Genomic DNA, 12,147 nt, shown 5'->3' with positions numbered 1-12,147 from the left:
GCTCCTCGACGAAAGGTCGGGGGCGAGGCGTCCACCGCCCCGGCCGTCACGACGTCATCCTGACATTCTTTGCCTGACCGGAGACACGCGGCTCCAGTCTAGTTCTCGACATCGGCCACGAGGGCCGTGGTGCCTCCCTTGGTGCGGAAAGCTAGATCGTGAATCGTTGGACGATGTCACGCAGGGTCGCCGCCTGGGCACCGAGCTCTTCGGCGCTGGAGGCGAGTTCCTCGCTCGCGGCCGCGTTGGTTTCGGTGGTTCCGGCCACGTTCTGGATCGCCGAGGAGACCTCTTGCGCCGATGAGGCTTGTTCGTCGGTTGACGCGGCGATCTTCGAGATGCCTTGGGCGGTTTCCTCGACACCCGCGACAATCGCTTTGAGGGCTTCGCCGGCTTGTTGGGAGAGCTGGGCTCCCTCGCTGACGCGCTGAGTCGACTCCTTGATTAGCGTCGTGATCTCCTTGGCCGCCTCGCTGGAGCGTTCGGCGAGTTTGCGCACTTCGTCGGCGACGACGGCAAACCCGAGACCGTGTTCGCCAGCCCGGGCCGCTTCGATGGCGGCGTTCAGAGCCAGCAGGTTCGTCTGGCTGGCGATCTCGCTGATGACTTGGATGATGTCGCTGATCTGTTCGCTCGACTTCTGGATCAGGCCCATCGCTTCGCCGGCCTTTTCGACCGCGACGCCCCCTTCCCGCGCTCTGGTCGTCGTGTCGCGGGCCATCGTGTCGGCTTCGGTGGCGTTTTGGCTGATGTTCTTGATCGACTTGTTGAGTTCCTCGATCGACGCGGTCATTTCCTCGACGGTGGCCGACTGCGTTTGGGCCCCCTCGCTGAGGTTGCCCGAACTCTCCGCGACGACCTTCGAACCCTCGGCGAACTGATTCGCCGATTCGACAATCTGGCCGACGATCTCCTTGAGGTCGGTGAGCATGTGTTTAAACGCGTCACCCAGCCGGCCCATCGGATCGTTGCCCCCGACGGCTACCTCCTGCGTCAAGTCGCCCTGGGCGGCTGCCTCGACGGTGGTCAACATGAGGTTGACCTTTTCTTCAAGCTCCTTCGTCGCGGCCGCTTGCTCTTGTTGCATCCGCGCGGCCTGCTCCTCGGCGCGTTTCTTTTCCGTGATCAGGTCCCAGTTGACCATCGGGCCGAGATAGTTCCCGTCGTCGTCGGTGATCGCCACGACATTGAGGTCGAGAGTCTCGTCGCCCAGCTGAATCTCCGCGTGATGCGGCAGGTTCTTCGGGTCGGAGAGCAAACGGCGTTGACGGGCCGGATCCTCGTGAAAGATATCGATGCTCTTTCCGACGACCTCGTCGACGCGACAGGGCAGCAGGTGTTCAATTTCGCGGAGCGTCCGTACCGACGCCGGGTTCATGTAGGTGACGTTCAAGTCTTTGTCGGCGAGGATCATCCGCACCGCCGCGTTTTCGACCATCTGGTTGACGCGGTTGAGGTTCGCCTCGGCGGCACGTTTTTCGGTGATGACCTCCCACGTCACCATCGGTCCCATGAAGCCGCCCTCGGAGTCGTAGGTGGGCGAGACCAGCAGGTTGAGGATCTCGTTTCCGAGGCGAATGTCGGCCCGGTGCGGCAAGTTCTTCGGGTTCGAGAGGATCTTGCGCTGGTGAGCCGGGTTCTGGTGGAAGAAGTCGACGCTCTTGCCCACGACCTCGTCGGCGCGGCAGGGGAGTTGGTCCTCAATGTTTCGCAGGGTCTCGAGACTTGCCGGGTTCATGTAGACGATGTCGAAGTTGGTGTCGGCCAGGATGATGTTGACCGGGGCGTTCTCGACCAGGGCCCGCTGCTTGGCCACTTCGCGCTCGTTGACCCGTGCCTCGGTCGCGTTCTCCCAGTTGACGACTTGTCCCATGTAGTCGCCATCGGGCCCGATGATCGCCGAGACGGTCAGGTTCAGGATCACATCGCCGATGGTGATGTCGCTCGTGATGGGCAAGTTGCGCGGATTCGATAGAAGCTTGCGGATCTCTTTGTCGCGGGAACCGTGAAAGCGGTCGATCGGGCCACCGACGAGTTGGTCGACACGAAGACCCAACTCGGCGTGAATCGTGTCCTCGATCTCCAGCAGCGTCTCGCGAGCCTTGTCGTTCATGTGGACCAGGTTCTGATCCGCGTCGGAGACGAGCAAGTTCGCGCCGGCGTTGTCGACGATGGAGTTGAGTCGACCGATCTCTTCGTGATAATCGTCCGAGAACTGTTCCTGCTTGACATCGGTTGTCACCGCCATGAGAGGTCTCCCCATATTTCAATGAAACGCGTCATGATCCGCACGATTGCCGATCCTTCGACGAAGAATCCTCCGGGTGGAAGGCCGATGCCCGCGCTTCCGAGGGAGGGAAACGGCGTGCCCAATCCTGGGACGCCTCGAACTACTTCGCGGTCAGTTCCACTTGCTCGAGACTGTCTTGGTCCAGGACCTTCTCGATCTCGAGTAGTATCAGCAGCCGCTGATCGAGCTTAGCCAGCCCGGCGATGTGCTCTCTTCCCATCGAGGTGATCGTCGGCGGCGCCGGATCGATCTGCTCGTGGGAGATGCGAATCACTTCGTTGACGGCGTCGACGATGGTCCCGATCGTCTTGTTGCGAACGTTGACGACGATGATGCGCGTGTCGTCGGTCATCGCGCGGGCCTCGATCCCGAAGCGCTTTCTCAGGTCGATGATCGGGATGACCGATCCTCGGAGGTTGATCAGGCCCTCGATGTAGACGGGAACGTGGGGGATGCGCGTGATCTCCCCGACGAGAATGATCTCCTGGATCTTGGTGATCTCGATCCCGTACTGTTCGTCCCCAAGGTGAAAGCCGACCACCTGACGCGTCGCGCCACCGGTGGTCACTTGATCCGCGATGTCGCTCGGCACCGACACGTTGCGTCACTCCTCGCGTCTGCTAAACGAGCTCTCTTTTTCCCCTCGTCCTCTCGGCGGACCCGCCTGGGCTCCGGGAGGCTCGCACGCCGGACGGGCGTTCGAACGTGATGGGGGAGAGTCGTTTTTCCCTGGTCGTGCATGTTTCAGCCACACTAAATCGAAGCATAGCTGCTTAATTCGGATTGTGAGATCGATTTTGAGAAAAAATGGGTAGATTCAGCGGGAGTGGATCGGCTGGGCCACAATGGCAAGTTCCATCCTTGCAGGATGATGGAAACTTCACTCAAACATCACGAAACTCGCGCCGTTTCCCGCTACATCGATTTGCGTCCCCCAAATCATCACCTAGAGTTGGATCGTCCCGTGGGGCTCTGCGTCGCCGCGTTCCCGTCTGATCAAGCAGGAGACTTCCCGATGAAGTTCGTTCTTGTCGATGATTCGAGTACGATGCGAAAGATACAGCGTCGTACGTTGGAACGTCTTGGTTACACTGAAGTGGAGGAGGCCGAGGACGGCAAGGAAGCGCTCGATGTCGTCGAGCAATTCACGCCGGATGTGATCATCACGGACTGGAATATGCCGAACATGAACGGCTTGGAGTTCGTCAAGGAGGTTCGCACCAAGGATAAGGAAACCCCGATCATCATGGTGACGACCGAGGCGGAGAAGACGAAAGTGATCCAAGCGATCCAGGCGGGCATCAGCGACTACCTGATCAAGCCGTTCACGCCCGACTCCCTGGCAGCGAAGATCCGCAAGGTCACCGGCCAATAAGCCTATGCGAATTGTTCAGTACCCCCATCCCTCGCTCCTGCATCCGGCGGTCCCGGTCACGAGGATCGACAAGGAGCTGCGGCGGCAAATCGGCGAGATGTTCGAGCTGATGTACGACGCCAAGGGGTTGGGGCTGGCCGCGACTCAAGTCGCGCTCCCCTATCAACTCCTCGTCGCCAATGTCGGCGGTGCCGAAACCGTCGGGGACAAGGAGCAAGAGCGCGTCTACATCAATCCCGTCATCACCCGGCGCAAGGGAACCCAAGAGGGTGACGAGGGGTGCCTCAGCTTCCCCGGCCTCTACGCCAAAGTGCGCCGTGCGAAAGAGGTCGTCGTCGAAGCCTACGACCTCAAGGGCCAGAAAGTGCGCATCGAAGCCAAGGGGCTCGAGGCCCGACTTTGGCAGCACGAGATCGACCACCTCGACGGGGTCGTCTTCGTCGAACGCTTCGGCTATCTCGCCCGCCTCGCTCACGAACGCGAAATTGCCTCCTTCGAGAGCGAGTTCCGCAAGGCCCAGTCCCTGGGCGATCTCCCTCCCGACGCCAACCTTAAGAAAGCACTCCGCGACCTTCAGCAAGCGATGAGCGGTTAGTCGATCTTGTCGGATCCCCTGGGCGCGGGTTTCACGCTTGCGAGGGAGTCCGGGGAACGCCTCTCCTTCCACCTGCCTCTCGCACGAACGTGCGCCAACTCTTCATGCGATGAATTCGCCCCACCTCGTCGTGCGCGAAGAGGATCCGCGCCCCATCGTTCAGTCAGTGGTTGTCCCGGCGTAGTATTTGGATTGCATGGGTCGCTTGGCTGGGCTATCGTCGTAGCCTTGATGGCTCGTGAAGTCGAAGAGGGGCGCCGATGCCGATCAGTGTGCAGTGTCTCGAGTGTGGCAAACGCTATCGGATGCCCGAGAAATTCGCCGGTCGCTCGGTCAAGTGCAAGGAGTGCTCGGCGCGCATTCCCGTGCCTGGTGAGGTACTCGACGAAGACGACGAGGACCTGGTCGAACCGACTCCGAAGAAGAGAAAAAGAGTCGAAAGCGGCGCCGCTCCAGCGGTGGAAATGGCGAGGTCAGTTGCATCAACGTCGTGGGAGGGATCTTCTTCGGGTTGGTCGCCTTGGGATTCCTTGGGATGTCTGTCCACGCGTTCTTCGTACGCCATGAGCCGACACCGGGCGTCGTCTTCATCATGGCGGCCATCTTTCCCTCCACGGTTGCCGCCGCATGTCTCCATCCGCCGACGCGACCGATCACGGTCCGAGCGGTCGGCATCTTGTTGGGGCTTGGCAACTCCCTCGCGATCCTCAATCACATCCAGCAGGGAAATCCACCCGGGATGATGATCATCAACGGTCTTTTCCTTATCCTCGGTGTCTTCATCTTCCTCAAGGCGCCCTAGGACGGCGCGAGAGCCGCTCGAGCGTGTGGCGGAGCGACGCCCATAGGGCATCGGAGGCGATCGTCGCGTCCCGTCCGAGCCGCATCAGTCCCATCACCGACGTGGGATTCGAGAGGAGCAGCGTCACGACCTTCCCGGGCCGGACGTCTCCGCTGGAGTCGACCAACCGCATGAAGCGTCGATCGAGCGACGTGTGCGCATCGTCGGAGATCGCCCGGATGACGTAGGGGGTGATCTGGTGCTCGGCGGCGACGCTCGCGACCTCGTAGGTCTCCATGTCGACGGCCTGACACCCGGAGCGTCGAAAGAGATCTTCCTTTTCGGAGGGCGTTTCGGCCAACTCGTCGCGGCTGAGGATCGTTGTCGCGCCGCTCGTGGGTCCAAGGTTCGCGAGTGGGATGGGGGGCTTGCCCTGACGGTGAACCTCGTGCGGTTGAAGGACCGTTCCCATGCGAAGGGTCGGATCGAGTCCCCCGGCGAAGCCGCAAACGAGGAGATGGCTGGGGGCGAACGTGTCGATCGCCCAGGCCGTCGCTCGCATGGCGCGCGCCGGGCCGACGCCCATCCGGACGACAACCACCTCGCGTCTGTCGATTCGTCCCGCGGAATGCCAAAAGGGCGTTCGCTCGACCGATTCCGCTTCGAGCTGACGGGTCACGATCCGTGCTTCGGTGGCGACCGCCGTGAGCACGACAGCCGGCCCGGTGGGTTCGCTGGTCACAGCTCGTTGATGACGGCCGGGATCAAATGCCAGACCAGCATGCCGTTGACCCGATCGATGTCCGCCCACTCGTCGATGTCGAAGTCAATCCGGGTCAATGCACAGGTCGGGACGCGCAGGATGGCTTCCGGGCCGCCGATGACGCGACAGAGGAAGAGCTCCGTCCCTGGGTTATGGCCAATCATGAGCAGGCGATCGGCGTCACCCTGCCGCGCCACCGCGCGATGCAGCGCTTCCGGCTCGGCCTCGTAGATCTCGTCGAGGTAGTCGACCTCGCCCTTGTACTTGCAGCGTTCGAGGAAGAGATCGGCCGTTTCGCGGGTTCGCGCGGAGGTCGAACAGAGAACGTGTTCGGGAGAGCCGTCGACCTTACGGAGCACGCGTCCCATTCGGGGAGCATCGCGACGACCGCGATCGTTGAGTGGGCGGTCGTGATCGCCGCCGGTCGGGGAATAGGGGGACGATTTCGCATGGCGAAGCAGGTAGAGGGTCTTCATCGCGCGGGCCTTTGCTCAGGGCACGGATACGTGTTGGTTCGCATCGGGAGTCGCGAGGGTCGCGGACATCGCCGATTGGTCGTTGGTCGCGGTGCTCGGGACATTCCGGCAGGACGAGGACCGCTGGCCATCAAGATGGGGCCAACGGGCCAATCTGGCAACGCGGAATCGTGCGGATTCGCGTCACTTCGTTTCCGAGGGGAGTTTGATCGTCGTGGTTCCGTTGGCGGCATCGAAGGAGACCGGCACACTCCAGCTCTCGCCGCCGACACGGCAAAGCCCTTCGCTCCCATCCCCGCACGAATAGTAGACGACGTCGACGAGTAGGTCTTTGGCCCCCGCGAGTTTCGCGAGAGGAACCTCGATCCCGAACGCCGCGCTGCCCGTTTCGCCCGAACCTTTGACGAGCGCGTCGCCCTGGTGTCCCTTCGTCCGAACTCGATAGCGGAGCGGAACGAAGGGACTGAGTTTCTGTCCCGCCGGGACGGCGACGGTGCCGTCGATCGTGAGCGTTCCCTCCGGCTTGAGCACCGCGGCGGGAGACGAGACCGGTTTGGCATCACTCGGGAAAGCCAGTTGGTCGGCGGAGGCTGGTGGCTCGAGCCCCGTCAGGGGGAAGGTCGAGACCTTCTTGGTACCAAGGTCGATCACGCGGATCGCGTGGTTGTTGGTATCGGCGACGTAGGCTTTGTCGCCGACGATCGAAAGACCGCCCGGTTCGTTGAAGCGGGCCGGCGCGTCGGAGTCACCCGGCTTGCCGTCGCCCAGATAGGTCAGCGACTCGGTCGATTTCGGATCGATCGTCTTGATCTTATTGTTGTAGGTGTCGGCGACGTAGAGCTTGCCATCCTTGAAGTCGACGCCGAGGGCGTGTTGCAGCCTAGCCTTGCTCCCGGTTCCGTCGACATCGCCGAATTCGAAGAGTCCCTCGCCAATGACGGTGTCGACGAGGTCCTTCTTCAGGTGAATCTTGCGGATCGCGCTGACTTCGCTGTCGGCGACGTAGAGCCAGGTGCCGTCGGTCGCCAAGCCGCTCGGTTGCGCGAACTCGGAAGAGCGGAGCGTCCCGTCGGTGATGTTCTCGCCACCGGTGCCGGCGAAGGGACCGATCGAGCCGGAGTCGAGGTTCATCATCCAGATCTGGTGAGTGCCGGCCATCGCGATGTAGAGCTCGTCCCCGATCAGGAGCAAGTCCCAGGGGCTGGCCAGCTCGACCTCTGGGCCCTTGCCGAGGCTGCGACGAACGCGGCCACGCTTGCCGTTGCCCGAGAGGGTGATGACCTTTTTGCTCTTGAGGTCGACTTCGCGGAGAGCGTGGTTCTTGCGGTCGGCGACATAGAGCTTGTCTCCCTTAAGGGCCATGCCTTGGGGATCATTGAAGCGGGCCTCGGAATAGCCCCCGTCCTTGAGTTCCGGTTTGCCGTCTCCGATCACGTCGAGCACCTTGCCCGTCTTGAGGTCGGCGATGACGAGGCGATGGTGGCTGCTGTCGGCGATGAAAAGTCGATTCCCCTCGGGATCGGGAAGGACCTTGCCCGGGAAACGCAACGGCGTGCTCGCGGCGCGGGTCTCCTCGAGGTTGAAATGGACCGGGGAGCGATCGAGGGTTCCCTTCTGGTCGTGGTAGGCGATCAACTTGTTGATGACCTCGTCGAGCAACTCGTAGTTGCCCTCGCCGGAGAGCATCCCGATGACGTGGCCTTCCGGGTCGATCAGGATGCGCGTCGGCCAGGCCCGAACCCCGAAGCGGCGCCAGATCGCCATATTGGCGTCGTTGACGACGGGGTGCTCGATCTGGTAGCGCATGATCGCTTCACGGATGTTGTTGGATTCCTTCTCGTTGTCGAATTTCGCGGAATGGACGCCGATGACGACAAGCTCGTTGGGGTACTTCTTCTCTAGTTTGTCAAGATCTGGGAGAATGTGGATACAGTTGATGCAGCAGTAGGTCCAGAAGTCGAGGAGAACGACTTTCCCCTTGAGACTCTCCATGGTGATCGGGCCGGAGGTATTGAGCCAGCCGACGCCTCCCTCGAGTTCGGGGGCATCCATCTTCGCGTTGGGAAAGGGGTCCTTGCCGGCGTCCTTGGCTTTGGCGGTCTCACGACCGGCTTTGTTCGGTTGAGCCCCGGCCTGAAAAGCGAGGGCGACGAAGACGACGCAGAGCGCAGCGACGGTGAGGGAAAGGACACTGAGGGTACGGCCCTTGGGAAACAGCATGCTGGTTTCACCCGTGGCAAAAAGGTATGTGATCGCCGGAACGTTCTTGGGGGCATGATGACCCTGATTCGGCGGGAATTCCACATGATTCTACGCGAAAGCGGGCGAAAGGGATCGATCAAAACCAGCACTTGATGCGAGAAGCGATGGGGCGAGATTTTCCGATGGAATCGACAATCCGCCTCGATTTGAGGACCGCGGGGGAAGAGCGCGGAGCCCGCCTCGCCAGATCGGGACGCATTCGTAGACATAAGCGTTTCGCGGAATGAACCAAAGAAAGCCCGGAATCTGGCGAACAAGTCGCCGTTGCGGGGAATTCCTACTCGACGGCGTCATTAATCAATGGATAAGCGTTATCTCTGGTTCTGGGTGGTGATGGTCGTGATCTGGCTCGGATGGAGCCAGCTCATGATGTTCATGTACCCCAATCGGGGCAAGAAACCCGATCTGGCCGCGAAGAACAAGATCGAGGCGAAGGCCGACGCGCCCGCCAAGGGAGAAGAGGCCAAAACTCCCGCCAAGGAGAAGGCTTCCAAGGACGCGAAGCCCGAGGAGGGCGCCGAGAAGAAGGAGCCCGCCGCCGCGGTTGTCGAACAGGCTGCCGTGCCGCTTCGGAAAGATTTGGTGCTCGGCAAGCCAACCGATGATCCCGGCCGAGACGCTCCCGACTGGCTCTATGCCCGGTTGAGCAACCAGGGCGCCGCGGTCACCTTCCTCCAACTCAACCGCTACAAGAACGAAGAACGCGACGGCCCAATGATCCTCCTCACGGAAGAGGATCCCGGAAACGTTCCCTCGTTCGTCCTCGATCTGGTCAACAACGACGGCAATTCGCTGGCCGAACGCAATTGGGAAGTGGTCGAGAGCTCCCCCGAGAAGGTTGTTTTCCGAACCCAAGCGACGCCCGGAAAGCTACAGATCGAAAAACGCTATTCGATCGAGCCCGGCAGCCCGATGATTCGGCTCGAGATCGCTCTCAAGAACGTCAGCGAAGAGCCTCTCGAAGACGTTAGCTATACGCTGACCTCGGGGAACGGCCTGCCGGTCGAAGGCTCGTGGTACACCAACTACTTCCGCCGCATGGTCGTCCTGATGGTCGAAGAGGGAGGCGGGACGCGCTTCTCCGAGAAGACCTCCAAAGAGGTCGCCGGTGGCGACGAGACGCCCTTCGAGACCACGCCGATTCAGTTTAGCGGGATCGTCGATCAGTATTTTGCGTCGTTGATCATTCAGAAGCCAGATCCACAGGAAGAGCGGATCATCGGCAGCGTGCGGCCCGATCTTCTCTATCTGACCAAGGAGACGCAGTTTAGCAACATCGCCGCCGAAATGACCTCCAAGCCGGTCTGGCTCAAGCCCGACAGCGAGGTCGTCCACGAGTTCCTGCTCTACAACGGGCCCAAGGATCCCGAAATCCTCGACGAATTCGCCGACTTCCACCTCCCCGAGATCATCCATTACCCCAATTTCGTCGTTCTTCCGATCGGCACGATCGCCAAGACAATGGTTTGGATCGTCAATTTCTTCTACTCGCTCGTCGGCGACTACGGTCTGGCGATCATCATGCTGACGATCGTGGTGCGTGGTTGCCTCTTCCCGTTGAGCTTCAAAGCGACCGCCAGCATGACGAAAATGGCGGCACTTAAGCCCAAAATCGACGAACTTCGGGAGAAATACGGCACGGATAAGGAGAAAATGCACCGCGAATTGATGGATTTGTACGCCAAGAACAAGGTGAATCCGTTCGGCGGCTGCCTCATCCTCTTCCTGCAGTTCCCGATCTTCATCGGACTGTGGCAGGCGCTCTACAACAGCTTCGCGCTTCGCAACTCGACCTTCCTCTACGGCTGGACGTGGATCGACAACCTCGCCGCGCCCGACCAGCTCTTCCCCTTCGGCTTCAACATGCCGTTTCTGGGTCCGTACTTCAATCTGTTGCCGATCCTCGCGGTGGTGCAGATGGTGATTCAGCAGAAGATGATGACACCCCCGGCGACGACCCCCGAGGCGGAACTTCAGCAGAAGATGATGAAGTGGATGATGGTCGTCATCGGGTTCCTCTTCTACAAGGTGCCGGCCGGACTCTGCATTTACATCATGGCCAGCGGTACCTGGAGTCTCTGCGAGCGGAAACTTCTCCCTCGTCCGCAAGTCGCGCCCACCGCCGATCCGCGGACGTCCGAGTCGGCGGTCAAACGCGACGAGTCGACTTGGAAGACCGCCGCCAAGCCCAAGAAGAAGGCCAAGTCGAAGCGCTAGTCGCGTCGGCTTCGGGCAATGCAGCGCGTGGTGGTCCATGGCACTCGATTGGAACGACACCATCATCGGGCCATCGACCGCCGCGGGCCCCGGTGCTCGGGCGATTCTTCGCCTCTCCGGACCCAGCGTCCCGGAGATCACTTCCTCCCTGGTTGGGACATCCGCCAGCATTCCCTGGCATCGCCGTTGGGTCGGCGACGTCGCCCTGGAGATTCCCGCTTGGCGGCGCTCGGTGGAATTGACGCTCTACTCGTGGCCTGAAGGTGGCTCCTACACGGGGCAGCCATCGGTCGAGCTCCATGTTCCGGCCTCCGCGCCGCTTTGCTCGGCGATCGAAGCTCGCTTTGTCGAGGAGGGCGTCCGCCTGGCTCGGCCAGGGGAGTTCAGCTTGCGAGCCTTTCTCTCGGGACGGCTCGATCTTGCGCAAGCCGAAGGGGTGCTCGGCCTGATCGAGGCGGAGACGGTCGACGAGCTCCGCGAGGCGGTTGACCAGCGAACCGGCGGGCTCAGCAAGCCGGTCCTCAAGCTGCGCAACGATCTGCTCGACTTGCTCGCCGAGCTTGAGGCGGGACTCGACTTCGTCGAGGAGGACATCACCTTTGTCGAGGACGACGTCGTCGAACGGGCGTTCTTCTCGGCCAGGGAGGAGTTGAGCAGACTCCAATCGTCGCTTCAGGAGCGGAGCGCCGATCGTCAGCTTCCGCGTCTCGTCCTGATCGGCCATCCCAATGCGGGCAAGAGCAGTCTCTTCAATGCCCTGGCCGAGTCCGATCGAGCGATCGTCAACGCCCAGGCGGGGACGACGCGCGACTATCTCAGCACCGTGATCTCCCTGGGCGACACCCAGGCGGAACTCATCGACACCGCGGGGATCGAGTCGACCGGCGATCTCTTGGCGTTGGAATCCGCCGAGCAGCGTGAGGGAGTTGCCCGACGCGCCGACGTGCTCCTCCACTGTGTTCCCGTTGGCGAGGGGTTCGACGCCTGCGACGAGAAACACACGCTATTGGTGCTGACCAAGGCCGATCTTTCGGGAGGAGAAGGTGGCGGCTCGAAGGGGATCGTCGTCAGTTCGAAGACGGGCCAAGGGGTCGAGACGCTCCGGTCGGCTCTTCGCGAGCGATTGGCGAGAGTCTCAAGCGAGCATACGTCGGCTGGAACGAGGATGGCCGCCCGTTGTGGCGAGGGGTTGCGGCGAGCGATCACCGCGATCGACGAGGCATCGTTCGCGCAGGAGAGTGGACTCGGGCCGGAGGTGGTCGCGGTGAGCCTGCGCGACGTGATCACCGCGCTCGGCGAGATCGTCGGTCATGTCTACACCAACGATTTGCTTGACCGGATCTTCTCGAAGTTCTGTATCGGAAAGTAAGCCGGGTTCCCGAGTTGGA

At 61.5% G+C, this 12,147-nt stretch carries 10 protein-coding genes; 5 read left to right on the top strand and 5 right to left on the bottom strand.

Annotated elements, in window-relative coordinates; genetic code table 11:
• Positions 1 to 151: 151 nt before the first annotated feature.
• The gene (locus Pan216_RS26960) at positions 152 to 2,248 is read right to left on the bottom strand and encodes a methyl-accepting chemotaxis protein (RefSeq protein ID WP_419193051.1); all 2,097 of its coding nucleotides are present in this window, start codon (positions 2,246 to 2,248) and stop codon (positions 152 to 154) included.
• Between the two features lie 142 nt (positions 2,249 to 2,390).
• Positions 2,391 to 2,888 (bottom strand): chemotaxis protein CheW, encoded by a 498-nt coding sequence (locus Pan216_RS26955; protein WP_419193050.1) that lies wholly within the window; start codon positions 2,886 to 2,888, stop codon positions 2,391 to 2,393.
• A gap of 417 nt (positions 2,889 to 3,305) precedes the next feature.
• Between Pan216_RS26955 and Pan216_RS26950 the strand changes: the two genes are divergently transcribed.
• From Pan216_RS26950 to Pan216_RS26940, 3 genes are all read left to right on the top strand, one after another.
• Positions 3,306 to 3,665, top strand: a complete 360-nt coding sequence (locus Pan216_RS26950) for a response regulator (RefSeq protein WP_145263155.1) — start codon at positions 3,306 to 3,308, stop codon at positions 3,663 to 3,665.
• Between the two features lie 4 nt (positions 3,666 to 3,669).
• Positions 3,670 to 4,260: a peptide deformylase gene (gene def, locus Pan216_RS26945; RefSeq protein WP_145263153.1), complete on the top strand. Its 591-nt coding sequence runs from the start codon at positions 3,670 to 3,672 to the stop codon at positions 4,258 to 4,260.
• A gap of 535 nt (positions 4,261 to 4,795) precedes the next feature.
• Entirely contained in the window at positions 4,796 to 5,062 is a 267-nt protein-coding gene (locus Pan216_RS26940; RefSeq protein ID WP_145263151.1) for a hypothetical protein, read from the top strand.
• On the opposite strand, the gene Pan216_RS26935 is transcribed toward Pan216_RS26940, so the two are convergent.
• The 3 genes from Pan216_RS26935 to Pan216_RS26925 all read right to left on the bottom strand — a co-directional run bounded on the left by Pan216_RS26935 (position 5,049) and on the right by Pan216_RS26925 (position 8,500).
• Positions 5,049 to 5,783 (bottom strand): phosphorylase family protein, encoded by a 735-nt coding sequence (locus tag Pan216_RS26935; RefSeq protein ID WP_419193049.1) that lies wholly within the window; start codon positions 5,781 to 5,783, stop codon positions 5,049 to 5,051. The two genes, Pan216_RS26940 and Pan216_RS26935, sit on opposite strands and share 14 nt — an antisense overlap.
• On the bottom strand, positions 5,780 to 6,280 hold the full coding sequence (locus Pan216_RS26930; RefSeq protein WP_145263147.1) for a SixA phosphatase family protein: 501 nt from the start codon (positions 6,278 to 6,280) through the stop codon (positions 5,780 to 5,782). The genes Pan216_RS26935 and Pan216_RS26930 overlap by 4 nt, the downstream gene beginning before the upstream one ends.
• A gap of 183 nt (positions 6,281 to 6,463) precedes the next feature.
• A complete protein-coding gene (locus Pan216_RS26925; protein WP_145263145.1) occupies positions 6,464 to 8,500 on the bottom strand; it encodes a thioredoxin-like domain-containing protein in 2,037 nt (678 codons plus the stop codon).
• Between the two features lie 342 nt (positions 8,501 to 8,842).
• Between Pan216_RS26925 and yidC the strand changes: the two genes are divergently transcribed.
• Together yidC and Pan216_RS26915 are read left to right on the top strand one after the other, a co-directional pair.
• A complete protein-coding gene (yidC, locus tag Pan216_RS26920; protein ID WP_145263143.1) occupies positions 8,843 to 10,759 on the top strand; it encodes a membrane protein insertase YidC in 1,917 nt (638 codons plus the stop codon).
• 37 nt (positions 10,760 to 10,796) lie between these two features.
• Positions 10,797 to 12,128 carry a tRNA modification GTPase gene (locus Pan216_RS26915; protein ID WP_145263141.1) on the top strand — a complete coding sequence of 444 codons (1,332 nt, stop codon included), beginning with the start codon at positions 10,797 to 10,799 and terminating at the stop codon, positions 12,126 to 12,128.
• Positions 12,129 to 12,147 lie beyond the last annotated feature (19 nt).

It is taken from the genome of Kolteria novifilia, assembly GCA_007748055.1.
GTDB lineage: Bacteria > Planctomycetota > Planctomycetia > Kolteriales > Kolteriaceae > Kolteria > Kolteria novifilia.
The sequence above is the reverse complement of the archived record's forward strand: the minus strand, read 5'-3'. Positions and strand labels throughout refer to the sequence as shown.